Source organism: Kosakonia oryzae (assembly GCF_001658025.2).
In the GTDB taxonomy this organism is placed as follows: Bacteria; Pseudomonadota; Gammaproteobacteria; order Enterobacterales; family Enterobacteriaceae; genus Kosakonia; species Kosakonia oryzae.
Window position 1 is genome coordinate 1,588,491 of sequence record NZ_CP014007.2, and the last position, 26,564, is coordinate 1,615,054.

Annotated in this window: 17 protein-coding genes and 1 pseudogene; 17 read left to right on the forward strand and 1 reads right to left on the reverse strand. The window is 52.7% G+C overall.

What is annotated here, in order from left to right; genetic code table 11:
* The first annotated feature begins 190 nt into the window (after nucleotides 1–190).
* From hutH to AWR26_RS07780, 13 genes are all read left to right on the forward strand, one after another.
* The gene (gene hutH / locus AWR26_RS07720) at nucleotides 191–1,714 is read left to right on the forward strand and encodes a histidine ammonia-lyase (protein ID WP_064564742.1); all 1,524 of its coding nucleotides are present in this window, start codon (nucleotides 191–193) and stop codon (nucleotides 1,712–1,714) included.
* A 95-nt stretch (nucleotides 1,715–1,809) separates the two neighbouring features.
* The gene (locus AWR26_RS07725; protein WP_139227903.1) at nucleotides 1,810–2,451 is read left to right on the forward strand and encodes an ECs1377 family protein; all 642 of its coding nucleotides are present in this window, start codon (nucleotides 1,810–1,812) and stop codon (nucleotides 2,449–2,451) included.
* A gap of 586 nt (nucleotides 2,452–3,037) precedes the next feature.
* The gene (gene tssB, locus AWR26_RS07730) at nucleotides 3,038–3,535 is read left to right on the forward strand and encodes a type VI secretion system contractile sheath small subunit (protein ID WP_064564746.1); all 498 of its coding nucleotides are present in this window, start codon (nucleotides 3,038–3,040) and stop codon (nucleotides 3,533–3,535) included.
* A gap of 33 nt (nucleotides 3,536–3,568) precedes the next feature.
* The gene (gene tssC / locus AWR26_RS07735; RefSeq protein WP_064564748.1) at nucleotides 3,569–5,116 is read left to right on the forward strand and encodes a type VI secretion system contractile sheath large subunit; all 1,548 of its coding nucleotides are present in this window, start codon (nucleotides 3,569–3,571) and stop codon (nucleotides 5,114–5,116) included.
* A gap of 18 nt (nucleotides 5,117–5,134) precedes the next feature.
* Nucleotides 5,135–6,484 (forward strand): type VI secretion system baseplate subunit TssK, encoded by a 1,350-nt coding sequence (gene tssK, locus AWR26_RS07740; RefSeq protein WP_064564750.1) that lies wholly within the window; start codon nucleotides 5,135–5,137, stop codon nucleotides 6,482–6,484.
* Complete coding sequence (gene tssL / locus AWR26_RS07745; RefSeq protein WP_064564752.1) at nucleotides 6,481–7,206, forward strand: type VI secretion system protein TssL, short form; 726 nt, start codon at nucleotides 6,481–6,483, stop codon at nucleotides 7,204–7,206. The genes tssK and tssL overlap by 4 nt, the downstream gene beginning before the upstream one ends.
* On the forward strand, nucleotides 7,206–8,882 hold the full coding sequence (locus AWR26_RS07750) for an OmpA family protein (protein ID WP_064564754.1): 1,677 nt from the start codon (nucleotides 7,206–7,208) through the stop codon (nucleotides 8,880–8,882). Before tssL ends, AWR26_RS07750 begins: the two co-directional genes overlap by 1 nt.
* A gap of 14 nt (nucleotides 8,883–8,896) precedes the next feature.
* Entirely contained in the window at nucleotides 8,897–9,388 is a 492-nt protein-coding gene (gene hcp / locus AWR26_RS07755; protein ID WP_043952827.1) for a type VI secretion system effector Hcp, read from the forward strand.
* Nucleotides 9,389–9,557: 169 nt separating this feature from the next.
* The gene (gene tssH / locus AWR26_RS07760; protein WP_064564756.1) at nucleotides 9,558–12,197 is read left to right on the forward strand and encodes a type VI secretion system ATPase TssH; all 2,640 of its coding nucleotides are present in this window, start codon (nucleotides 9,558–9,560) and stop codon (nucleotides 12,195–12,197) included.
* A gap of 51 nt (nucleotides 12,198–12,248) precedes the next feature.
* Nucleotides 12,249–13,064 (forward strand): lysozyme inhibitor LprI family protein, encoded by an 816-nt coding sequence (locus AWR26_RS07765; protein WP_064564758.1) that lies wholly within the window; start codon nucleotides 12,249–12,251, stop codon nucleotides 13,062–13,064.
* Between the two features lie 71 nt (nucleotides 13,065–13,135).
* Entirely contained in the window at nucleotides 13,136–15,493 is a 2,358-nt protein-coding gene (locus tag AWR26_RS07770) for a type VI secretion system Vgr family protein (protein ID WP_064564760.1), read from the forward strand.
* A gap of 11 nt (nucleotides 15,494–15,504) precedes the next feature.
* Nucleotides 15,505–17,916, forward strand: a complete 2,412-nt coding sequence (locus tag AWR26_RS07775; protein ID WP_064564762.1) for a glycoside hydrolase family 19 protein — start codon at nucleotides 15,505–15,507, stop codon at nucleotides 17,914–17,916.
* Entirely contained in the window at nucleotides 17,913–18,320 is a 408-nt protein-coding gene (locus tag AWR26_RS07780) for a hypothetical protein (RefSeq protein WP_064564764.1), read from the forward strand. The genes AWR26_RS07775 and AWR26_RS07780 overlap by 4 nt, the downstream gene beginning before the upstream one ends.
* A gap of 199 nt (nucleotides 18,321–18,519) precedes the next feature.
* On the opposite strand, the pseudogene AWR26_RS07785 reads toward AWR26_RS07780, so the two are convergent.
* A pseudogene (locus tag AWR26_RS07785) lies at nucleotides 18,520–19,639 on the reverse strand (IS3 family transposase).
* A 470-nt stretch (nucleotides 19,640–20,109) separates the two neighbouring features.
* On the opposite strand from AWR26_RS07785, the gene AWR26_RS07790 reads away from it, so the two are divergent.
* From AWR26_RS07790 to tssA, 4 genes are read left to right on the forward strand one after another with little or no spacing between them, the layout of a single operon-like run.
* Entirely contained in the window at nucleotides 20,110–20,373 is a 264-nt protein-coding gene (locus AWR26_RS07790) for a PAAR domain-containing protein (RefSeq protein ID WP_071892638.1), read from the forward strand.
* 3 nt (nucleotides 20,374–20,376) lie between these two features.
* The gene (locus AWR26_RS07795; RefSeq protein WP_064564768.1) at nucleotides 20,377–21,537 is read left to right on the forward strand and encodes a hypothetical protein; all 1,161 of its coding nucleotides are present in this window, start codon (nucleotides 20,377–20,379) and stop codon (nucleotides 21,535–21,537) included.
* Nucleotides 21,538–21,562: 25 nt separating this feature from the next.
* The gene (locus AWR26_RS07800; RefSeq protein ID WP_064564770.1) at nucleotides 21,563–24,943 is read left to right on the forward strand and encodes an ImcF-related family protein; all 3,381 of its coding nucleotides are present in this window, start codon (nucleotides 21,563–21,565) and stop codon (nucleotides 24,941–24,943) included.
* A gap of 1 nt (nucleotide 24,944) precedes the next feature.
* The gene (gene tssA / locus AWR26_RS07805) at nucleotides 24,945–26,555 is read left to right on the forward strand and encodes a type VI secretion system protein TssA (RefSeq protein ID WP_064564772.1); all 1,611 of its coding nucleotides are present in this window, start codon (nucleotides 24,945–24,947) and stop codon (nucleotides 26,553–26,555) included.
* Nucleotides 26,556–26,564: the final 9 nt, after the last annotated feature.

The following is a 26,564-nucleotide window of genomic DNA, read 5'->3' on the forward strand; positions in this document are numbered from 1 at the left end:
TATGTGAGGATTGAGAATAGGGCCTTAAATCGTATGGTTGGGCGAGCGACATTTCACGCTGTCTTGCGTAAAACCGTGATTGCAGGCGCAATATAACAAAACTGTATCTTTCTTGTTAAAAGCTGGCTTGCGTGGATATGTATAGACAAGTATATGTATTTATATCCTCACTGCAGAGACTTTGCTGACAATGAAAAATGTAACCCTCATCCCCGGTCAACTGACACTGACCCAACTGCGTGATATCTATAGCCAACCGCACCAGTTAACGCTGGATGAGCGCGCCTTTACCGCCATCAACGACAGCGTCGCTTGCGTCAATGCCATCATGGTGGAAGGGCGTACGGCATACGGCATTAATACCGGTTTTGGATTGCTTGCTCAGACGCGTATCGCGACCGACGATCTGGAAAATTTACAGCGATCTCTAGTGCTTTCTCACGCCGCAGGCGTTGGAGAACCGCTGGATGATGACATGGTGCGCCTGATTATGGCGCTGAAGATCAACAGCCTGGCGCGTGGCTTTTCCGGCATTCGTTTGCAGGTGATCCAGATGTTGGTGGCGATGGTCAATGCGGGTGTTTATCCCTGGATCCCAGCGAAAGGATCTGTCGGCGCATCTGGCGATTTAGCGCCGTTGGCCCATATGTCGCTTACGCTACTTGGCGAAGGTAAAGCGCGTTGGCAAGGTGAATGGCTGCCTGCAACTGAAGCACTGAATAGAGCCGGGCTTGCTCCGCTGACGCTGGCGGCGAAAGAGGGGCTGGCGCTGCTCAACGGGACGCAAACCTCGACAGCGTTTGCATTGCGCGGCCTGTTTGAGGCCGAAGATCTGTTCGCTTCTGCAGTAGTTTGTGGCGCGCTGACTACCGAGGCGGCGCTCGGTTCACGTCGTCCATTCGATGCGCGCATTCACGAAGTGCGCGGTCAGCGCGGGCAGATCGACGCGGCGGCTCTCTATCGCCATGTGCTGACTGATGATAGCGCGGTTTCACAGTCTCATCACAACTGCAATAAAGTGCAGGATCCTTACTCATTACGCTGCCAGCCGCAGGTTATGGGAGCGTGTCTGACGCAGCTGCGTTTTGCCGCCGATGTGTTGCTGACCGAAGCGAATGCGGTTTCTGATAACCCGCTGGTTTTCGCCGCTGAAAATGAGGTGATCTCCGGTGGTAATTTCCACGCGGAGCCGGTTGCGATGGCCGCTGATAATATCGCGCTGGCCATCGCTGAAATCGGCTCGCTGGCGGAGCGGCGTATCGCTCTGTTGATGGACAGTCATATGTCGCAACTTCCGCCCTTCCTGGTAAAAAACGGCGGTGTTAACTCCGGTTTTATGATTGCCCAGGTTACAGCCGCAGCGCTGGCGAGTGAGAACAAAGCGTTGTCGCATCCGCACAGTGTCGATAGTTTGCCAACCTCTGCTAACCAGGAAGATCACGTGTCGATGGCACCTGCTGCTGGCCGTCGGCTTTGGGAGATGGCGGCTAATACCCGCGGCGTGATTGCCGTGGAATGGCTGGCTGCCTGTCAGGGGCTGGATATGCGGGAAGGATTAACCTCCAGCCCGTTACTTGAGCAAGCACGCCATTTGTTGCGTGAACGGGTGGCCCATTACGATAAAGATCGCTACTTCGCGCCGGATATCGAGCAGGCCATGCGGATGCTGGCGGAGCGCCATCTGGCACTGCTGCTACCGGATATTTTGTCATAAGCATCACCGGATTGCGGTTCGTTAACTCACTTCCGGTTAAACGCCTGGGTTGGTAAAGTGAAGCATACTGTAACGTGACCAGCAGGGAACTCAGCGTGACCGGAAGAATTGACTACCAGATAGAGAAGTACAGTTTTACGGAAATGGGTGAAACGCCGCGCCTGACGCAGCAATGGGCCGATGTGGCAGAAGAGTGCCGTCAGATGCAGGCCGGAGCCGAAGAACGTCTGCGGATCGCGCTGCTGAATGTCGATTATGTCACCAGCTTTGAATTACCTTTTCGGTTGCTGCTTATTCGCGCTCCGCAACTGATCGCCAGCCTGCGTGATGAACTGCAAATCAGCCAGAAAAATGTGCTGTTCAACGGTAAGCGTTTTGGTTGCGTCTACACGCTGAGAAACGATTTGAGCGGCATTCCGGATGAATTTCAGTACCGGCTGTCAACGCGCATCCGCCGGATTGATGCCGAAGGCAATACAGCCGCGCCTTATCAACAGATTGCGAAAGAGACTAAAGCGCCGCGTGAGCGTCTTAAAGTGGCGCTGACGGAAGGATTACAGGTAACCGCGCTGGACGGGCTTTTTTGGTTCGGTATTCAGCGCATCGCCGCCGATGTGCAGCGGCTGAGAAAAACCGGTCTTAAGATAGCCACTGCAGAAACGGACGTTTTTGATAATTTGACCGGAACAACACGGCGCGTACCTGTTTATCGACGCGTGGAAAATGAAAGCGCATGAGGACGTTCCTGGCCGCAGCAGGCTGCGAATAGAGTGCTTTCTTCGCGATTAATTATTGACCGCATTCTGTTTGGCAGAGGATTAAGCCCTCAGCATAGTTTTTTTGCCGTGCATTAAATTTTGCGGTCGAACGGAAACACCTGATGACGCTTTTATTTAACATTTCAGATCGGCCTTAAAATAATTATTGCCCTATGAACATGTTTTCGACGTGTTTACCTTATCCATCACCTCTGCCATTTTATTACCTTTTCCGCTACTTCTCTCTGTAATTATATCTATTATTGCAAATGAGTATTTCTATTTTCTTAATATTGATTCATATCATTGTGAAATCACATTCTTAATAATGTTCTACCCTTTGCTTTTTTTCGCTATAAAGATTCATTTTTAGCGGCGGTGATAGCTCTTTTTTCTGATTTATCAGGGCGCTCTTTTCTTAACTCTCGGCTGAAAATTCTTAATAAGTTTATTTTAACGGTTTAAGGGTTTGTGTATTTGATATTTTGTAGATCATTGTTCTATTATCGCGAACCAGGAAAAGTCGTGCATAAAGTTGCACGGCGATAAACAGAGGGACAGTGAAATGGCTGACAGCTTCCAGAGTGAAGTGCCTAAGGCACGTATTAATTTAAAACTTGATCTGCATACGGGTGGGGCGAGCAAAAAAACGGAATTACCACTGAAATTATTGGTTGCCGGTGATTTTAGTCACGGGCAGGAAACAGCGCCATTATCAGAGCGTGGTAAAGTCAATATTTCCAAAAATAATTTCGACAGTGTTCTTTCTGAATATTCCCCAAAAGTTAACCTTACCGTTAAAAATACGCTCGCCGATGATGGCAGTGAAGACAATATTAGCCTGACATTTCAAAGCATGAAGGATTTCTCTCCGGAACAGGTGGCCCGCCAAATTCCCCAGCTTAAGGCTATGCTCGCCATGCGCAATCTGCTTCGTGATTTAAAGGCAAACCTGCTGGATAACCAGGCCTTCCGGAAAGAGCTGGAAAAAATCCTCCTCGACCCGGCGCTTAGCGCTGAGTTGCGCAGCGAGCTGTCCGCGCTGTCACCTGAACAACCCTAACTGCCTCACTATTTTTAACGGATTAATCAAGGAATGCTCATGTCTGTACAAAATGAAAATATTGCTGGTGGCGAAAGCGTGGTTCTGGATCGTCCTGCGGCAGGTGGGGTTTATGCTTCTCTGTTTGAAAAAATTAACCTGAATCCGGTCTCTGAACTGAGTGCTCTGGATATCTGGCAGGATGCGCAGGCAATGTCTGATGCCACCGCAGATGAGCGTCTGACCGCTGGAATGCAGGTTTTTCTGGAGTGTCTGACAAAAGCTGGTTCTAAAATTGAAAAGCTCGATAAGAACCTGATAGACCATCATATTGCAGAACTCGATTATCAGATTAGCCGCCAACTGGATGCGGTGATGCACCATGAGGAGTTTCAGGCTGCAGAGAGCCTCTGGCGTGGTGTGAAGTCGCTGGTGGATAAAACGGATTTTCGCCAGAACGTAAAAATTGAGCTGCTGGACATGTCCAAAGAAGACCTGCGACAGGATTTCGAGGACAGCCCGGAAATCATCCAGAGCGGGCTGTATAAACACACCTATATCGATGAGTACGACACCCCGGGCGGAGAGCCGATTGCAGCGCTGATTTCTGCATATGAATTTGATGCCTCGGCGCAGGATGTGGCGCTGATGCGTAATATCGCTAAAGTCTCTGCCGCGGCGCATATGCCGTTTATCGGCTCGGCAGGCCCGAAATTCTTCCTGAAAGACAGCATGGAGGATGTGGCGGCCATCAAAGATATCGGTAACTACTTTGATCGCGCTGAATACATCAAGTGGAAATCCTTCCGTGAGACGGACGATGCCCGCTATATCGGTCTGGTGATGCCACGTGTACTGGGGCGTCTGCCTTATGGTCCTGACACCGTACCTGTTCGTAGCTTCAACTACATCGAAGAGGTGAAAGGCCCGGATCACAACAAATATCTGTGGACCAACGCTTCGTTTGCTTTTGCTGCAAACATGGTTCGCAGCTTTATCAATAACGGCTGGTGTGTTCAGATTCGTGGTCCGCAAGCGGGTGGCGCTGTGCAGGATCTGCCAATTCATCTGTACGATCTGGGTACCGGTAATCAGGTGAAAATCCCTTCCGAGGTGATGATCCCGGAAACGCGCGAATTTGAGTTTGCCAACCTCGGTTTTATCCCACTGTCGTACTACAAAAACCGCGATTACGCGTGTTTCTTCTCGGCAAACTCAACGCAGAAACCGGCGCTGTACGACACAGCGGATGCGACCGCTAACAGCCGCATTAATTCGCGTCTGCCGTACATCTTTCTGCTGTCGCGTATCGCGCACTATCTAAAGCTTATTCAACGCGAAAACATCGGCACCACTAAAGATCGCCGATTGCTGGAACTGGAGCTGAACACCTGGATTCGTGGTCTGGTAACGGAAATGACCGATCCTGGCGACGAACTGCAGGCCTCACATCCGCTGCGTGACGCCAAAGTGGTAGTGGAAGATATCGAGGATAACCCCGGTTTCTTTCGCGTGAAGCTGTATGCCATCCCGCACTTCCAGGTGGAAGGTATGGACGTCAACCTGTCACTGGTTTCCCAGATGCCGAAAGCCAAATCATAAGGCGAGAGAATACCAGGGATGAAGATTTATCGTCCGTTATGGAATGAAGGGGCCCTTCTGGCCCCTCAGCAGTTTCAGCAGCAGTCCGCGTGGGAAGCTTTTTCCCGTACTGGATTGTCCCTGCTTTTCAGCCCTTTTCCTTGGGGGGTTGAGCGTGTCGAACTCAATGACGCACTCCTCGCGTCCGGTCGGGTGCAGGCGCAGACCCTGCGTTTGTGGCTACCGGATGGCACGCTGATTGACACACAAAATAGTGATTTGCCGCCTGAGCCGAGGGAAGTGGTGCTGCCGGATTCCGGCCAGACGGACAGGGTGACCGTGCTGGTTGCACTACCGGTGATGCAAGCCGGCATCATCAATGTCCAGACCGAAACTGTGCCTGCCGAACGTCCGCTGCGCTATCGCGAAGAGTGGGTGACAGTTCAGGATGCGTTTGGTCAGGAAGAAGAGCCAATGGCTGTGGCTCGTTTTAATCTTGCTTTCCGCTTTGACCATGAAAGTAACGATGCCTGGCAGACCTGTGCCGTAGCTCGTCTGTTTCGTGACGGCCAGGGCGGCTGGCGTTTGGATCCGGACTTTGTGCCGCCGATGGCTATGTTCTCCGCAAGCAGCCTGTTGTACGAGCGTCTGGTACTGCTGAACCGCCAGTTGCGCTCCCGTCGCCAGCGTCTGATGGAGATGCGCCGCGAAAGCAACGACCGCATGGCGGACTTTGCGGTTGCCGACGTGTCGTTGTTCTGGTTGCTGAATGCGCTGAATACTCACGCCCGCGTGCTGACTGAGTTCGAACGCATCCCGGCCCGTCATCCTGAACAGGTGTGGGCAGAACTGGCGCGACTTGCAGGCAGTATGATGACATTTTCACTGGATCGCGATCTGGATGCCATTCCGGGCTATGACCATCAGGTACCGGAAAATACCTTCCCGCCATTATTTGAACTTATCAGTGAGCTGCTGGAAGCCAGCCTACCGTCACGCGTTGTTGCCGTGAACATGATTCGCCAGGACGAGCAGACCTGGAAAGCGGTGTTGCACGATATTCGTCTGCGAGAAGAAGCTGATTTCTACCTGTCTGTCCGTTCAAATCTGCCTGCCTGGCAGGTGGCTGAGAAATTTGCCGAAATGGCCATGGCCGGCACCCCGGATGATGTTGGCCAGATTTCCGGCGTGGCAATGGAAGGTATTGGTCTTATCCCTCTCAGCCGTGTTCCTGCCGCACTGCCGGTGCGCCTGGAAAATCAGTACTTCGTGCTGGATATGGAGAGCCGTGCGGCGCATGACATGCTGGAACAGGGCGTGTGCCTGTTCTACGTACCGTCATTATTGGGCGAGCTTGAACTTGAACTGTTTGCGGTGCTGCGTTCATGAGAAAGGATATCGATATCGACAGCCTGATGGCGGACACCTGGCTCACCGTGGCGCAGTTGCGTCACGGTGCCAGAGCTCCGGATGGTAATGCGCTGTATAAAAACTGCTGTGCACAGGTGGAAAACGTACGTGAGGCGCTGGAGCTCGCCGGTTACGACAGCGAAAGCATCACGCATATTTCTTATGCGCAGTGTGCCCTGCTGGATGAAGCGGTGATGAACCGCAAGCCCGTGTCTGCGGATGCAGAGACGCATTCGCCGGGCTTTGAATCTGAAACTGAGGCTCCGCAGAAGGCCGATGTGGATGAAGGCATCAAAGCCTGGCGCGCAGCTCCGTTGCAGGCCCGTTACTTTGGCTCGTTACGTGCGGGTGGGGCTTTGTATGAGCGCATTGCTGAAGTGCTGCGTCAGCCGTCACCGGTTCCGGCAGTGCTGACCTGCTACCAGCGTGTTCTTGCGCTGGGGTTCCAGGGGCAGTTCAGCCTGTTCGGCGTCGGACAAGAACAGCGTGAAGAAGTCATTGCTGCCCTGAATGCGCGAGTTCAGCCGCTTGAGGCGAGTGTTGATTTGGTCGTACAGAAGACCGGCAAGCGCCGGTACAACGTTCTGCGTTCAGTGTGGTTCTGGATCATTCTGGCTGTGGTACTCACGTCACTGCTCTGGGCTGGTGGTCACCTGTGGTTGCAGGATCTTCTGCATCAGCAATTACCGGAGCTGCGCTGATGCGAAAATCTGCACTGTTACGGGCTGCATTTCCGGTGCTGATTTGTCTGGTTGCCGCGCTTTGGCTGATGTGGGGATTCCTGAATTTCTTCGTGCTGACCAAAGGCCTGCTGACGCTGGTAGGGATAATTGTGGCGATGTTGCTGATATGTCGCCGCTATCGTTGCCAGCAACCTGCCGGGCAGCATGCTGATGAGGGTGTTTACCCACCGTCAGGTTTTACCGGGCCAGTTTTGCTGCTGTGTGGCGATCTTAACGACCCTCTGTTTGCGGAAGGCGGGTGTCGTACCACGGCGCAGGGCTGTTATCTGAAAGTGGGTTCCACGGATCAGTTAAGCAAATTTGCTGATCGTTTACTGGCGCGTGAACCACGTATGGCCGGGCAACTTGTGGTGATGTTCCGCTGCCTGCCGGATTTGCATGAAGATGAAGGGCTACTGCGTGCTTCCCTGAAGGTTCTACGCCAGCAGGTGAACCAGCTAAAGAATTTTTCCGGCTATCTGCCTCCTGTCGTGCTGGCTGGCGAGTTTTCCGGCCCGGAAACGCCCTGGATTGTGATTCGGGGTAAAACGCCGCTGGTCTGTCCGACAGATGAGCCTGCGCTGACACTGAATGAATGGAGCGCTCTGCCTGAAAACGTGATCCGTTTGCCGTATTTGTCTCATTCGATGGGGCTGCTGCAACAGGTGATGATGGATGAACTGACGAAAACGGACAGGCTATGTCCGGCTGTCACGCCGTTTGCGGTAGTGGTTCGAAGCGGGGCAGTCCGTACGCGGGCAGAGGCTATCTGGCCGCAGTGGTTGTTCCGCCATTCGAAACTGTTACCAACGGCAACCCGCTCAACGTATCCGGCGCTGTGGCATTTTGCTGATCCAGTTCTGCCGTTGCTTGCGCCTTATGCCATGCCTCTTCAGGGCGGGAAAACTGGGCGTGGTGTGGTGATGTTTCTGTTGCTTTGCATCGTCAGCGCGCTTGGCTTGTCCGTCCTGCACAACCAGTCTCTTATCGGGCGGATCGCCTCCGATCTGCAGCGCTGGTACGCCATTCCAATGACGCACTACACATCGAAAGCGCAGTCACTACATGCCCTGCAACAGGATGCCTTGCTGCTGGAACGCTGGCAGCGCCAGGGGACACCGCAGCGTTACGGTCTGGGGCTTTATCCGGGCGAGCGTTTGTGGCTGAGCATTCAGCAGGCCATTGATACCTGGGTTCCACCTCCGCCGCCCAAACCGCAGCCGAAGTCCGAACCGGTAGCGAAAATTGTCCTTCTCGACAGCATGTCGCTGTTCGATTCTGGCAAATCGGCGCTCAAAGTCGGGTCCACCAAAATGCTGATCAACACCCTGGTAGGTATTAAAGCGAAGCCGGGCTGGCTGATTGTAGTGGCAGGCCATACCGACAGCACCGGGGATCCGAAGCTCAATCAGTCGTTATCCCTGCAACGCGCCAGCGCGGTACGCGACTGGATTCGTGACAACGGTGATGTACCGGAAAGCTGTTTTGCGGTGCAGGGCTACGGTCAAAGTCGCCCCATAGCAACCAATGACACTACGGAAGGCCGTGCGCTCAACCGCCGTGTCGAAATTAGTCTGGTACCGCAGGCCAATGCCTGTCTGATACCGGGCAAAACCCCGGCGTCATCGCAGGATGATGACGTTTCTCAACACTAAATGGAGTAAATCCGATGGCAATTCCTGTTTACCTTTGGCTGAAAGATGACGGCGGCGCGGACATTAAAGGTTCTGTTGATGTACAGGATCGTGAAGGCAGCATCGAAGTGGTGGCTCAGGAGCATAACCTGTACATCCCGACCGACAACAACACCGGCAAGCTGACCGGTACCCGTATCCACACCCCGTTCCTGTTCACCAAAGAAATCGACTCGTCCAGCCCGTATCTGTACAAGGCGGTGACCACCGGTCAGACCCTGAAGTCTGCGGAATTCCGGTGGTACAAAATCAACGATGCTGGCCAGGAAGTGGAGTACTTCAACACCAAACTGGAAAACGTGAAAGTGGTGAAAGTGAATCCGGTGATGCACGACATTAAGGATCCTTCTTTCGAGAAGCATAACCACCTTGAGCAGATCGAGCTGCGCTACGAAAAAATCACCTGGACCTATAAAGACGGCAACATCATTCATTCCGATTCCTGGAACGAACGCGCCACCGCGTAAGCCTGATGCGGACAGTACAACCTGTCCGCAGTTTTTTGCTGAGTGTCTGTCCTTACAGGCGTTCAGCAAAGAATTACACAATCTGCCTGACCTGATGCGCTTTGGGTTCCTTGTCAAAAGGGAAAGCGATGGGCGGTAGCGTGCCCAGGAAAACCTAAGAGAGAGAAAAATGGAAAACTCAGCCGTCCTGTTACGTCGCCTTAATCCTTATTGCGCCCGTGCGCTGGAAGGGGCTGCATCCCTGTGCCAGACCCGAGCCCATGCAGAAATTCTGCCGGAGCACTGGCTGCTGAAACTGCTGGAGCAGGGCGAAGGCGACCTCACGGTGCTGGCCCGACGTTATGAGTGGGATATGGACGGTATGTGGCAAGCGCTACTGTGCTGGCTGGATGCGCTTCCGCGCTCGGTGCGTAGCCGCCCGCAGTTGGCAGACTCCCTCAACATACTGCTGAAGCAGGCATGGATGGCCGCGTCATTACAAGGCGAAGAACAGATTCGCGGCCTGCACCTGCTAACCGCGCTGGCCGAAAGCCCGAAATTGATTAACTGTGATGGCTTGTGGCCGCTGCTGACGTTGGGCCAGAACCAACTGGAGCGCCTGCACCCGTTGCTGGATGCGCAGTCTGACGAACGCCCGGAAGTACAACAGCACGCCGGGCTGGCCCAGAGCTACAGTGGCGATGCTGAAATAGTCGGCCGCCCGGTAAATGCCGAAGTGAAAGAGGGCGAACTGAGCCCGGCGTTGCAAAATGCGCTGGATAAATTCACCCTCGACGTCACCGCCAGAGCGAAAGAAGGTGAAATCGACCCGGTGTTTGGCCGCGATACGGAAATCCGCCAGATGGTGGACATTCTCTCCCGTCGTCGCAAGAACAACCCCATCCTGGTGGGCGAGCCGGGCGTGGGGAAAACTGCGCTGGTCGAAGGCCTCGCGCTGCGTATTGCCGAAGGCAATGTCCCGCAATCACTCAAAGCTGTTGCTCTGCGCACTCTCGACCTCGGCCTGTTGCAGGCTGGAGCTGGCGTGAAGGGCGAATTTGAACAGCGTCTGAAAAATGTTATCGACGCCGTGCAACAGTCGCCGGTGCCGATTCTGCTGTTTATCGATGAAGCGCACACCATCATTGGCGCGGGCAACCAGGCGGGTGGTGCAGATGCGGCCAACCTGCTGAAACCTGCGCTGGCGCGTGGCGAGTTACGTACCATTGCTGCCACTACCTGGTCTGAATATAAACAATACTTCGAGCGCGACGCCGCTCTGGAGCGCCGCTTCCAGATGGTAAAAGTGGACGAGCCGGGCGATGACACCGCCTGCCTGATGCTGCGCGGCCTGAAATCTCGTTACGCCGAACACCATAACGTCCATATCACCGATGACGCGGTTCGCGCTGCCGTCACGCTTTCGCGACGTTATCTGACGGGGCGCCAACTACCGGACAAAGCTGTCGATTTGCTCGACACTGCCGCCGCCCGCGTACGCATGAGTCTTGATACCGTACCGGAACCGCTGACCCGCATCCGCGCGCAAATTACCTCCCTTGCCATGGAGAAGCAGGCGCTGCTGGAAGACATTGCCGTCGGTAATCAGACACATGGTGAACGCCTGGCGGCGATTGAGCAGGAAGAAGTGCGCCTGACTATGGAACTCGACGAACTGGAGACCCGGTACAGTCAGGAGCTCACGCTTACCGAACAACTGCTGGAGAGCCGCCAGGATATCACCCGCCAGAGTGAGACTTACCAGCTGCAACAGGCACTGAACGGCATGCAGCACAGCAACCCGCTGCTCTCTGTGGATGTGGATGTACGCACCGTCGCCAATGTGGTTGCCGACTGGACCGGTGTGCCGCTGTCCTCACTGATGAAAGACGAGCAGACCGAACTGCTAAGCCTGGAAAATGAAATCGGCAAACGTGTGGTCGGACAGGATGTCGCGCTTGAAGCCATCGCCCGGTGTCTGCGAGCGGCGAAAACCGGCCTCACTTCCGGGAACGGTCCGCAGGGCGTGTTCCTGCTGGTTGGCCCAAGCGGCGTGGGGAAAACCGAAACCGCACTGGCGCTGGCAGATGTGATGTTCGGCGGTGATAAAGCGTTGATTACCATCAACCTGTCGGAGTACCAGGAGCCGCACACCGTTTCCCAACTGAAAGGCTCACCTCCCGGCTACGTCGGTTACGGTCAGGGCGGTATTCTGACTGAAGCGGTGCGCAAGCGTCCGTACAGCGTGGTACTGCTTGATGAAGTAGAAAAAGCCCACCGCGATGTGATGAACCTGTTCTATCAGGTTTTCGACCGCGGGTTTATGCGCGACGGCGAAGGACGCGAAATTGACTTCCGCAACACCGTCATTCTGATGACCTCCAACCTCGGCAGCGACCACCTGATGCAACAACTGGATGCAAAACCGCAGGCAACGGAAGGCGATTTGCACGAACTGCTGCGTCCGATTTTGCGTGATCATTTCCAGCCTGCGCTGCTCGCCCGCTTCCAGACGGTGATTTACCGTCCGCTGTCGGAAGCAGCGATGCGCACTATTTTAGAAATGAAGCTGTTACAGGTCAGCAAGCGCTTACATCGACATTACGGACTGGTCACGCATATCGACGAGATTCTGTTTGACGCCCTGACTGCCGCCTGCCTGCTGCCGGATACTGGCGCTCGCAACATCGACAGCCTGCTCAACCAGCAAATTCTGCCGGTGCTGAGCCAGCAGTTGTTGGCTTATATGGCTGCAAAACAGAAGCCGACCACGCTGACGTTGGGGTGGAGTGACGAAGAGGGGGTTGCGCTGGTGTTTGGGGCTGAGTAAGCAGTAAACAAACTACGGAATTAAATCAATATCTAAAAAGGGAAATAAAAAATGTTCAAAAAGATGGCCTTATTAAGCGTAATCGTAGCGTTTTCTGGTGCGGCAAATGCCGGATTATTTGATTCAAACAATTTTAAGTGTGGCAGAGATGATGCAGTAAAAGCGCTTGCTGATTATATAAAAAATGATGCGTCGGGTATGTTGCAAAGTGACTTCCTTGTAAAGTCCAGGTTTAATTACGATAAACCAGTTTCAGTTTATGAGAATATGCTGAATAGCATGGAAGTCATCGTTGCGAATATATCAACTTCCAGTGAAGGAAGCTATGGTCTGGATTGTAGCGCTACTGTTTCAATTAAAATCCCGCAAGATACGCTGGATGTGATAAGTAAGGTTCCAGATTATTTGCGCTATGTTACTGGCGGGTATGGAAAGGTAAACAACAGCGGCGTAACCTGGAACGGTGTTACCTATAATGCCAAACTAGCTGATAATAATAAGGATGTTTTATTTAGCAACTTCAGCAGGATTGATGCTTCTGCTGCTTTGTTCAACATGAGCGTACTGGCTGTAAATAAAGACCAGATTATTAGTACTCTTTCGCAGAACTCGTTGAATTCCGCAAGGTCCACTTATGTAAGCGCAGATCGTGAGCTGAATGCAGTATGGAAGGAATTACCCGACTCAGCACGAAATTCAATGAAGAAAGAGCAGATTGCATGGGTTAATAATAAAGTGGCGAAATGTGGAAAACTTCCAGATGGTAAATCAGAGACGATTAATGCGCAGCAGCAGATTACTATTTACCAGTGCCAGACAAAAATGACGCACGAAAGAATTTCCTATTTAACGGGCAATAATTCCTGACTATCTACATTTCGTTATTTATCTAAATAGAGGTTGATTACAGAGAAAGTGCGGGAGAGAGGAATAAAAGGATGAGTGATTTCGTGATTACCCTTGCGAAGGAAGAAATCGACGAACTTCGGGGAATGTCCCGCTACAGGCTGGACGTTCACGAGTGCCCGCACTTTCTGGATGTTTTCAATTTTCAGGCGGAAGAAAAACTCAGCGAACCGTGGCACTACACCGTCAAAGTGACCTGTACCGAAAGCGATATTGCCAGTGACAGTATGTTGCTTAAACCGGCGTCGTTCACGCTCCAGGTTCCGTTATATAACGGTATACCCACCACACCAGTACGTACCATTTATGGCGTGGTTCAGACATTCCAGCGCCTCTCGACTTCAGCAGATGAAACCTGGTACATGCTGAAGATTGTGCCGCGCATCGCGCTGCTGCAACACACAAAGCGCAGCGAGATTTACCTCAATCAGTCCATTGTTGAAGTGGTGGAGAAGATCCTGCGCTCTCATGGGCTGGAAGGCGCTGATTTTGAATTCCGTCTGTCGCAGAGTTATCCGGCACGCGAACTGATCACCCAGTGGCGCGAAACCGATCTGGAATTCGTGCAGCGCCTTCTTGCCGAAGTCGGCATCTTCTGGCGCTTTGAAATGGATAGTCGCCTCGAAAAGGATGTGGTGATTTTCCAGGACAGCCAGGAGCACTATCAGTTTGGCGTGACTCTGCCTCTGATTCAGCCGTCACGCACCAGCGATAACGGGCAGCTCAGCGTTTGGGATATTAAAACCTGCTATCAGGTGGTGTCAGAAAGCGTAACCAACCGCGATTACAACTACCGCGAGGCGCTGACGCCACAGGACAGTTCTGTCTCTGTCAGCACTGCCGATGGCATCACCACGGGTGAGGTGTACCACTACGCAGAACCGTTTCTGAGCGCAGGGGATACCGAAACCCCGGAGAGTGGGGCGTATTATGCCCGCTTGCGCCATGAACGTATTCTGAATATGCAGCAGACGGTCATTGGTAAAACAACCAGCCCGGTGCTGGCACCGGGCGAGGTGCTTGAGCCGCAGGGTTCGCTCCCTGCCAGCCTGAAAAACGGTATCGTCATTACAGGTGTGCAAAGTAGTGGTTCGCGTAAGCAAAGCTTTAAGATGACCTTTACCGGGATCCCTTATAGCGAAGCCGTGTGCTATCGCCCACCGTTACATCATCGCCCGGTGATTGCCGGTACACTACCTGCACGGGTGGAAAGCACCGAGAAAGGCGATACCTATGCCTGGCTGGACAATCAGGGTCGCTACCGCACGAAGCTGGATTTCGACCGTAGCGACAGCGAGCAGGGTTATGCCTATCTGTGGCTGCGTATGGCGAAGCCGTATGCCGGAGATAATTACGGCTTCCATGCGCCACTGCTCGACGGTACTGAAGTCTCAGTGATGTTCGATGCTGGAGACCCTGACCGTCCGTACATCGCCTATGCCCAACACGATTCTGAACACCCGGATCACGTCACTGACGATAATCACACGCGCAACGTCCTGCGTACCCCGGCGAACAACAAACTCCGCCTGGAAGATAAGCGGCAGGAAGAGCACATCAAGCTCGCGACGGAGTTTGGCAAGACCCAACTCAACATTGGCCATCTTGTTGATTTCCAGCGCGAAAAGCGCGGTACGGGTTTTGAACTGCGCACCGATGAGTTTGGAGCCATGCGTGCTGCCCGTGGGGTTTACCTGACAGCAGATGCTCAGGCTAAAGGCCAGGGGCAAGTGCTGGAGATGAATCCAGCGGTCAGGCTGATAACTCAGGCCAACAGCGAGATGCTGGCGCTGAACGGTGCTGCCGAACAGGCGAAAGCCCTGACCTGCGATATTCAGACACAAAACAACCTGATCCAGAACCGCCTGAAAGATCTGCAGGCCGCCGTGGTGCTGGCTTCAGCCCCTCAGGGAGTTGCCCTTACCTCCGGGGAACATCTGCAACTGACCAGCACGAAAAACACCATGGTAACCGCAGGCCAGCATGTTGATATCGGGGCAATGAAGAGTGTCACGGTGAGTGCAGAACAATCGCTGGGGCTGTTTGCCCATAAAGGCGGGGCGAAGGTCATTGCCAATCAGGGAAGCATAGAAGTACGCGCCCAGCACAGCACGCTTGAGATGAGCTCCGACCAGCAGTTCACGATCACCAGCAGTAAAGATGAAATCACCATCAGCACCCCGAAAACCCTGACCCTGAACGGCGGTGGTTCCTACCTGAAGCTGAGTGAAAGCGGGATTGAGCACGGGACGAACGGGGACTTTATTACCAAAGCTTCGCGCTATCAGGTCCCGATGACGGGTGCAAATATGCAGTGCGAACCGCCCGTTTTCGATAAATCCACTCTTGAACTTGTGCCACCTGAGTCAGACGGCATTATGTCACGCTAAGGACTGCCCGAATGAAAACATGTTTTCCTGCCCGAAAGAAAAACGGAGAAAACTACGCCACGCTGGATGAAATGATGGGCCTTATCGGGCGAGAGCCTCATGGATCATGGCTCGCCGGTACAAATCGTATGTGGCATGGCGGTATTCACCTTACGGAAATTTCCGCGCCAGGCTCAGCCCTGAAACCTGGCACGATGGATTCAGTTGTTCCGGTTCAATGTATGGCTGACGGGGAAGTAGTGGCCTGGCGACTGAATCAGGACTATAAAACAGACATCTACAACAGACAAACATTGCAATACTCGACGACATTTGTACTCGTGAAATCAATCTGCAAGCCAGACCCTGAAAAAGAAAATACCTGGTTTGAGTTTTACTCACTATATATGGGGCTGGCTCCGCTCTCGGCATTTCAGAAATGCAGATGTCTGAAAGCGAAAAGTACAGTAACGAAGCGCAAGTCTGGAGGGTATGAGAGTGGACAAAATGCAGATACTCCGGCACTTGCCCCTGGTAAGGATGGGAAGCTGGTAAAAGGGAGCCGGGTTCTTATTCTTAAAGAAGCAACCTTTTTAAATCAGTCAGTAGCACAACCGTTTGGGCTGGCGCAGCAACTTGATAAAGACGGGAATGTAAGCGGAAAATTATTTTGGGTGACTCTTTTGCCTGAATATATGGCTGAAGATGGCGAACAGTATGCACACTTGCCTGTCTGGATGCGGAGAGCGGTAGCTAAGGGAATCTTCGATGCAGTTGCAAAACCGGAGGCAACACTGAACATCAGTGCCGGGGATGCGATCGGCTTTTTGGGTAACGATATTGTACCGGCGGGGATGGGGCAGGTCAGTCGCAGTACCTATGCACATATCGAAATGCTCAGTGCAGATAGCCGTATGCCGGCATTTCTGAATAATCCCGGAGAGATAACGGCCGGGCGTAAATATATCCGTATCAAGCCAGAGGGCCTGCTGTATACGAATACAGACGATACCTTTACACAGACATCGGCTAAGGTCGGGAAAGATATCCATAGCATTCTCCCGGCAGATACGTGTAATTCGAAAGAGAGTGGCGGGAAGAAATATTATCAGATTAGTGACCAGAGCTGGCTGAGCCAGAATGACATAGAAGAAATCACTCAATATGATTTAAATAAGCTTGGTTTTTCTGCTTTTTCCCAGGAATCCACACCAGATATGTCGAAGTCGTTGAACGAACAGTGGGTTCAATCCACTTTTGAGACTTTCTCAAGGCGGGTGGGTCCTGAGCGTGGTATTCAACAACAGCAGATGGCTGACTTTTACAAAGCCATGGCAGATAAACTAGACAATGATAAAGACGGAGAGTTGTCCGGACAGGAGCTGTATAACGCAGTTCACCACCCCGAAATGGGGATCCGCGATATCGCTGCCCGTTTGATAGTGAAACATGAAAGCGAGTGGTTTGGAGGCAGTAGCGCTCCAAAATGGGAAAAGTTTTTTGAGACCTACGATCCGCTTCGGATAGGATTCACGAAGAAATGGCTGGATGATATGGAGTGGATGAGCCAGGTAGAACCCTTTACATCGGGTAAAGCGGTCTGGCATATGCATCCGGTGATGTTTTTGAATACTTTAAATGGAAGTTCGTGTGCTTGCGATCGGGACATAACTTTAGAAGAGCTTCAGAAATTCATTGTTGGAGTAGGTGCTGATACTTTAAGCTCTTATCTCACCGAAATGAACAACGGGTTTAAAAAATTTGGAATTACAACATGTAGAGAAAAGGCTCATTTTTTAGCACAAGTGCTGCATGAAAGTGGAAATTTCAGATTCACTAAAGAAATACATGGAGAGCGAGCATCATATCAACCATGGTATGGTAGAGGTTTAATTCAAATAACATTGCGCGCAAACTATGAAAAGTATGGTGAGTATATTGGTGAAGATGTAACGTCAGGAGATAGTGCCAGAGATAAGCTAACCAGACTTCCTCACAGTGTTTTGTCTGCATTTTGGTATTATGATGTGAGTAGAAAGTTGAGTGAGTTCGCTAAAAATGATGATTTTAATAAGGTTACTGCTGTAATTAACGGTGGATTTAATGGTTATAACGATAGGCTGTCAATTTTTAGCTCAGCAGTTAAAAGTTTAGGTGGTGAGCATTTAAATAAACAATGTGACAATGGCGTATTCTCATTTGAGACGAGTTCCATTTATCAAAGTAAAGTATATTCATTAGCCTGGGGCCTCTGGCACGATCCTTCTGGTCATAGAAGTGGAACAGACAAAAATGCTGAAGAGGCTCTTAAAGGCTATAAAAGAGCAAAAGAATTGTTGGCCTCGTCACCTTTTCCAACAAGCACTCCACATAAGAAAATATATGGTATTGAATATGTAAATGTGCTCGAGTATATCAATCAAAGAATAGGGATGTTGCAATGAAATTATTAGCCTTAGGATTGGTTCTGGCTACCGCTTCCTGTGCTGTTTTTGCTGAGGGGGGGCAGTCTGTTGGATGTTTTACATCAGGTAAAACTAATGTGAAGTTTGTGCAGATTGATCAAGATGGGATTAGCTTAGGTTACGTTAAATATCAGAAATCAAAAGTAGCCATACCATTGATTTATGTAAGTAGCACTACCGAGAAAAATGAAGAAGGCGGCCCTGATCAGTTCACTATAAAATGGGCTGAGTTTATAAATGGTAAAATTAATGGTTATTATACCGTAATGTCGCAAGGTGCTCGGTTCTATCAATTTGAGTATAAATCCAGAACCAATGCGATTACTCGTTTTGAAGATAACACCAATGCATACAATAGTGATGGCACAGATTGTCATTGGTAGTTATTTTTTGTAGGAAGTAATCCGATTAATCAGCATCGAAAAGTTTGTTGCTAAAACCAGTCGTGACGATTGTGAAGAGGAATAAATATGCGTTTCGGCACATATTCATAGACGCAACAGGGCGAAGAACTTATAGATGGGCAGAGGGTAAGTGTTACCTGGAATATTGCTGACCTTCCCCCAGCATTAAACATAATAATCAGTTAGTGATGTCGGTTTGTTTATCTTCGTTTTTTCCATTTCGCCAGCCTGCTGCAAACTCCGCTGGCGTCAGATAATTCAGTAAGGAATGAGGCCGACACTCGTTATAGTCCTGCCGTCAGTCATTAATGATGTTTCTGGCGTGAACAATATCGCTGAATCAGTGCTCATTCAGACACTCATCTCGAAATCGACCATTAAAGCTTTCGATAAACCCGTTCTGTGCCGGCTTGCCCGGTTGAATAAGCCGAAGTTCAACGCCATGTTCAAAGGCCCACTGGTCCAGTGCCCGGCAGGTAAACTCTGGTCCCTGATCTGTTCTGATCGTTGCCGGATAGCCACGAAATAACGCAATGCTGTCCAGAATACATGTGACCTGAATGCCGACAGACCGAAGGCAGCAGTGACTGTCAGGCATTCCTTCGTGAAATCATCGACGCAGGTCAGGTACTTGATCCTGCGTCCGGTAGCCAGTGCGTCCATGACGAAATCCATCGACCACGTCAGGTTAGGAGCAGCAGGAAGGAGCAATGGAAGACGTTCTGTTGCCAGGCCTTTACGACGTCGTCTGCGCTAAACACCCAGGCCGCTGAGATGATAAAGTCGGTACACGCGCTTGTGATTAACACGCAGGCTCTCTCGTCGCAGTAGGGGCCATATACGACGGTAACCAAAACGCCGACGCTCAAGCGCCAGCTGAGTGATGCGCCCGGATAAATACGTATCAACCTCCGGACGCTTCGCCTGATGGTGGCACGTCGACAGGGACAAACCAGCCAGCCTGCAGGCTCGATGTTGCGACAGACCCGTCGTTTTACACATCACTACAATAGCTTCCCGCTTGTGGTCTGTCGTCAGTACTTTCGGCCCAACGCTGCCTGTAATGCTTCCTTATCCAGCTTGGCTTCTGCAAGCAACTTCTTGAGAAGGGCATTCTCTTCTTTAAGCGACTTAAGGTGTTTTACTTCAGGGGTTTCCATGCCACCAAACTTCTTACGCCAGGTGTAAAAGGTTGCGTCAGAAATAGCATGCTTACAGCAAAGCTCACGGGCGAAAATACCAGCCTCGGCCTCGCGGAGAATACTGATGCTCTGTTCGTCAGAAAAACGCTTCTTCATGGGGATGTCCTCACGTTGCTAATGAAGACATTACTAACATCGTCGTGTGTTAACCAATGGGGAGCAGGTCAAAATAAACATGCCCCATTTTATTAATGTGAAAATTGGATACCTCCCATTAATGACACTCCAAAATAAAGAGGATATATATCAGTTTTATAGAAATAAAGGTGATTTAGAAAATAGTCTGTGCCAAATAATGTCATTTAAACGCTATAGAAACATACATGTCAGGATTCATCTTTTGATTCAGTAATGAAAATACGGACGCTGAATGTAATTTGGACGATCCGCATGCTGAGGCCTTTTGGTTATTCTGCATGATCACATAAATAAATTCACGGACACGACAGTTACAAAAGTATCTCAACAGCGAGGATTATTATCAGGTCCTCTGCATAGAGTTTATGAATGTAACAAATACGGCTATTGCTCATTTTGTATATATAACGGTTTATTAAGGAAATGCTATGCAAGGAATCGTTCGAATCGGCGATAAAACTACCCACGGCGGCACAGTTCAGTCAGGCTCCTCCACCATGGTTTTTGGTGGTATTGGTGTCGCCCGTAAAGGCGATAAAGTCTTTTGCCCACAGCCAGGGCATGGGTCAACCGTTATTACCGGAGGCAACCCGGACTATCTCGATAACGGGGTCCCGGTGGCATTTCATGGTCATAAATGTGCCTGTGGTTGCACACTAATCACTTCTCTGCCTGATGCACTGGTGGGGTAAGCCATGCCAGTCATTCTGGAACAGATCCCGGAGAAAAAAGCCAAACCGCCGCGTCCGGCAACCAGTCGCTGGTTGATTTTCGGCGTCGTGGTTTTGGCTGTGGGGATGGGGCTGACGTTTCTGTTCTGGGAGGGTGAGCGTTCCGGCCCCGGTTTCTGGCTTTTTGCTGCCGTATTGCCCGCGCTACTTTGGGGGGCTCTGTTCTCGGCCCGTCGGGCGGGCTACAAATACAAGAGCGTTGGGCAGGATGCGGCGAACCGAAGGATCGAAGCCCGTTTCGATAATGATAAAGCACGTGGGCAGCGTTTTGCCTGGTTTGCGGGGGAGTATCTGGTGAATGCTCTGGAATGCCAGCATGTGGCAACGCAAAACGCAGCACTTGCTAAAGTGCCGATACTACAACCGGTAATGCCCCGTGGGGCGGGAAAGCCCGTCAGGCACTCCCGTTTAGCTGAAGAAGGTAACGCGTCTGATGTGTTGAATGTTTATCGGCACGAAGCGGTGGAACGCATCAACTTATTACTGGAGGCTTTACCTGAATCCCTGACCTGTTATCTGGCACTGGATCTTGCCGAAGGTTCGCAGGATATCTCGCTCAGTTGGTTATCAGGGATAACCCGGCGAGTGATCCGCATCCGCGACCTCTCTGGTCTGCGGATCGTTGATTACTGGCTTGACTACCACTATGCAAAACCGTCTGCGCTGCTGGTCCTCAGCGCACAACTGAATGATGTTCCTGTGAATGATTCCGGGGAAGCCATTTCCGTGGTGCTGATGACCAACTGCCGCCTTAAAGACACTCCACCTGAATCAGCACGCATTCATCGTCCGCAAATTAATTACTCGGGTGATATGAACCATGCATTACGCCACGCGTTGCTATGGGCTGGGCTTGAAAAAGACGCGAAGCTGCGTGGCTGGATTACCGGTGGAACCCTGGCTACCAGCGGTACGCTGAGCACGGCCTGCGATATTTATGCGCCAGAACTGACGGTACAGCGTTACGTCAATATCGACAGCGTGGCAGGTTTCGCCGGTGTGACGGCACCCTGGCAAGCCTTAATTCTTGCGACCCGCCAGTGCATCGCCGACCGAGAAGCACAACTTGTTGTGACCGAATCATCACCAGACTACACACAGCTCTGCGCTGTCACTTCAGAATAATAATCAGGGATTGTTACCGCTCGTTATGAAAAGACCGTCCGCACTCACATCCATTATTTTCCTGGCGCTCTGTATTACCGGCATAGTCGGCTGTTTTCTCTGGATTTACCCGGAAGAGACAGCCGCTACGGTGCGCATAGGTCCTTTCAGTCACCCCGGTGTGATTATTTTCTGCCTGGCGCTGGTCATCGTCATTCTGGTCGCTGGGTGGTTTGCACAAATGTTGACGGTGACCGCCGGGGAAAAGGGGGGCAATCAGAACGAGGATGCGGGTAACAACGTCGGGAATTCTTCCCAGCCGGAAGCGCCTCTTCACACCGACGAGTACATAACGTGCTTTACTTCCGGCCCGATCATCGACCACCTCCGCCTGCGCTATGGCTACCGCTGGAAATCGAAAGTCCGCCTGCTGCTGGTGCAGGGTACTGATGACCATATCGAAAACGTGGTTCCGGGGCTCAAGCGTGATCACTGGCAGGAAAACGACGGTATTGTCCTGATCCATGCCGGATCAGCAAAAACCACGCCGGACCCGGAATTTGTTGACGTGCTGAATGAGGTGCGCCCTCAGCGCCCGGTGGACGGTATTGTGCAGGTTATGGACTGCAAACAACTCCCGGATGCCGCCGCGCTGGATACGATGGTTCGCAGTCGACAGAAAAGTGATTCGCTGTTTGGCTGGCAGGCGCCGGTCTGGCTGTGGTTTATCCGCGAGGAAGCCTGGCGTCAGGAAGGTGAGGGCGTTCCGGCGACAGGCACATTGTTTGGACCGGGGGCGTCACCGGACGCTGCGGTTGAGTCACTGTCGACGCTTTCCTCACGTCTGCGTCGCGCGGGTATGCCAATGTTACTGAGCGATACCCGCCACGGCTGGCTGCTGCAGTTATCTAATCAATTATGTGGCCGCCTTAAACAACAGTTAATCCCATTGTTGACCAGCCTGATGACCGGTCCGGTACCTTACCGCTTGCGTGGCTTGATGTTCAGCCCTGTGCTGCCAGCAACCTCCACGCTGCCGCACGCGCGTCTGAGTCACCCGGCCTGGCAGGCTGTGGAAGATGATTGTTTGCATGTTCACGCCCGCAAAATCGGTTTCCACTGGCGGCGCGTTCTGCGCCTGATGATGCTGGCGCTGGTTTTGCTGTGGGGCGCGGGAGTACTGCTTTCTCTGATGGTTAACCGTGCTCAGATTTATCAGGCTCAGCAAACTGCCCGTGCTGCCGCCGATACAACGCAACCGTTGACGGAGCGCCTGCGCAATCAGCTCGTTCTGCAGCAGGCCGTTGCCCGCCTGCAGGACAGGGAAACGCACGGCGCGCCGTGGTATACGCGCTTTGGCCTGAATCAGGACCGTGAGACCCTGAATGCACTCTGGCCACTGTATGCCCGTAATAACCAGATACTGATGCGCGATGCGCTGGTTGATGAGCTCCATCGTCAATTGAGCGTATTTGTGGAACTCCCTCCAGCCAGTGCAGCACGGACTGCGGGCTTTCAAAAGGCTTATAACCTGCTCAAGGGCTATCTGATGCTGGCGCGCCCGGACAAAGCGGAGGCAATCTGGTTTGCCGGAAATATGGTGAAAGTCTGGCCGTCCCGATCTGGCGTTGCCGACAGCGCCTGGCAGACCCTGGCCCCGAAACTGCTCGGATTCTATGCTCAGAACCTGCCTGCGCACCTGGAATGGAAAATTAAGCCAGATACCGACCTGGTTGGCAGTGTGCGTCAGATTTTGCTCAAGCAGATTGGACAGCGTAATGCTGAGTCAGGCCTCTATCAGGAGATGCTGCTGCGCATCGCCCGCAACTGGCCAGACTTAACCCTCGCTGATATGACCGGTGATACCGACGCGTCGACCATTTTCAGCACCGAAGAAGTGGTTCCGGGAATGTTCACTCGCCAGGCGTGGGAAGAGCAGGTCGAGAACGCTATTGATGAGGTAGTGAAAACCCGCCGCGATGAAATCGACTGGGTACTGACCGATAACTCCCATCAGGCAGACAGTGATATATCACCACAAGCGCTAAGGCTGCGTCTGACCGGGCGCTATTTCACCGACTTTGGCAATGCCTGGCTGAACATGGTCAACAGCATTCAGTGGCATGAGGCAGAATCTCTGCCTGAAGCGATTGCCCAGCTCAGCCTGCTGGCGGATGTGCGTCAGTCACCGCTGGTGGCGCTGATGAATACGCTGGCCTGGCAGGGGCAGACCGGGGTCAAAGGTGAGGCACTCGCCGATTCGCTGATGGATTCTGCGAAAAAGCTGGTGGGCAGCAATAAGAACGCACAGCAGTTCATCGTACAGGCAAAGGGGCCAGAAGGCCCACTGGATAGCGTATTTGGTCCGCTGAATAGCCTGATGGCCGGGAAAGACGGCACGGGTAGCAATGGCAACCTGAGTTTCCAGTCGTGGCTGGCGCGTGTGACGCAGGCGCGCCTCAAGCTTCAACAGGTTACCAGTGCCCCGGATCCACAGGCAATGGCGCAGATGATGGCCCAGACGGTCTTCCAGGGCAAAGCTATCGATCTGACCGAGACTCGCGACTATGGCAGTCTGGTCGCTGCAAGTCTCGGACTGGAGTGGAACGGCTTTGCTCAGGCGCTGTTTGTTCAGCCACTGGATCTGGCCTGGCGTCAGGTGCTGGCCCCGGCAACGGGCAGCCTGAACGCTCGTTGGCAGCGCACGATTGTCTCTCAGTGGAACACGGCGTTTGCCGGGCGCTATCCGTTTAAAGCCACGGGAAGTGATGCCTCACTTGCTCTTCTGGCTCAGTTCCTGCGTGGTGATTCCGGTCGTATTGCGGCATTCCTCAAAACCAACCTGGGCGGCATTCTGCATCAGGAAGGTAGCCACTGGATGGTTGATCCTTCTGCAAGCCAGGGCATGACCGTTAACCCGGCGTTTCTGGCGGCCATCAACCAACTGGCAGATATCTCCGACATTATTTTCGCGCAGGGTGATGCGGGCGTTCATTTTGAACTGATGGCCCGCCCTTCACGTGGGGTTGCGCGGATGCAACTGACGCTGGACGGTCAGAATCTGGATTACTTCAACCAGATGGAAAGCTGGCAGAGCTTTACCTGGCCCGGGAACACTTATTATCCAGGCGTGGATTTGAGCTGGCGCAGCAATACGGCAGAAATGCGCCTCTATGAACACCATCAGGGCAACTGGGGCTTGATTCGCCTGCTCGACAAAGCGCTGATCGCGCCGCTTGACAGCAGCCGCACTCAATTAATGTGGATCACCCCGGACGGCAACTCGCTGAAATTTATCATGCGTAGCGAACTGGGTGATGGCCCGCTGGCGCTACTGAAACTGCAGGGCTTTCGCTTACCGGAATCTATCTTCTCAGTTAGCACAGATGCCATGAATAACACCTTTACCTCTACGGCGGGGAAATAATATGGCTACTGCAAAAGCGCTACTGGCTCTGTGTATGCCCGATGAAGCGAAACAGTCAGCGCTGCTCGCTCGTCAGCAGGGCAGCCTGTCACAATGGGATAACTGGCTCAAACCATTAGCGGACGGTGACGGAGCAGGGGAAGACCCAGCCTATGACGACGATTTCCAGTTGATGCGTGAGGAGATCAACAAACTTTCCGGCACCGATCCAGAAAAGCTTTGTCAGCTGGCTGAAAAAATTCTTTGTCGCACAGCCCGGGACGTAAGGGTGGTTACCTGGTATATCTTCGCCCGACTGCAGCGTGAGGGCGAGCCCGGGCTGTGTGAAGGGCTGCAACTGCTGGCGGCCATGCTGACCCGCTACGGTGAGCAATGTCATCCGCGCCGCCCGAATGCACGCAAGTCCGCGCTTGAGTGGCTGAACAGTACAAAGATGCAGGACACCCTTTCACTGTGGCCGGATGCTAACCGGGAGCAGACCTCACGGACGGCAGCCGCGCTGAGTTTGCTGGATACCCAACTGGAAAGCTGGCCGGAACGCGAACGCCCCTCTCTCGACGGTTTATCCCGCGCGCTGGAAATCCGTCTGGCAGGCTCCGGCGGGCTGGATGGTTTGACGCCGCAAAACACCAGTACAGCCGACAGTTTGCCTGTTTCAACGGTCAGGCCGTTCTCCCCGGACACCGTGGTGAAGTCCGAGGGTGAATTTTTAAGTCAGTCGAAAATGCTCTCCCGTTGGCTGGCCGATCGGCAGGATGGCTGGCTGGCGTCGCACCGGCTGATGAAAGTGATTCGCTGGGATACTGTTGGTCAAATCCCGGCGCTGGATGCCAGCGGCCGCACTCGTCTCTCACCGCCTAAACCGGATTATCGTGCTCAGCTTAAGCGTCTGTACCTGCAGCAGAACTGGATGGAGCTGGTGGAGCAGGCCAGCTCTATGTTCTGCGAAGGCGGCAACCGCTTCTGGCTCGATCTGCAGTGGTATCTCTGGCAAGGGCTGGCCCGAGCCGGACACCCCTGGGATGGCTGGGCGGACTACATTCTCAGCGATCTTAAACTGCTGCTGGCCCGTCTGCATGGTCTCGAACAGCTATCCTGGAGCGATGGTACGCCGTTTGCCGATGAAGTGACGCTGACCTGGATTGCTGAAAAGGTGAACGAAGATATGTCGGGGTTTGGCAATGAATCTGCCGCGGTTGCTGGCGGAGGACAAACGGACGACATTCTCGCGCTGGAAGTCGAGGCGATGGAAAAGGGCGATAGCGACGGCCCGGAAGCAGCACTTGGCTGGCTTCAGAGTCGTCCGGGTATGGATTCTCCCCGCAGGCGCTGGTTACTTCGTCTGCTGATGGCCCGCGTTGCCGAGCAGTTCGGACGCAATGAAATGGCGCTCCACCTGCTCGGTGAACTCACGAGTAGTGCACCACAACTGACCCTCAACGATTGGGAACCTGCGCTGTTTTTTGAAGTGCAGGCCCGCCGTCTGAAGCTGTTGCGCCTGAAAGCAGGCCGCAGCGAAAGCGATAAAACCCGCCTCGCCCCTGAAATGGACGCGCTGCTGGCTGGCCTGATTGCCATCGATCCCGCCCGGGCGATGGTGTTATGCGGTTGATAAGGCCGC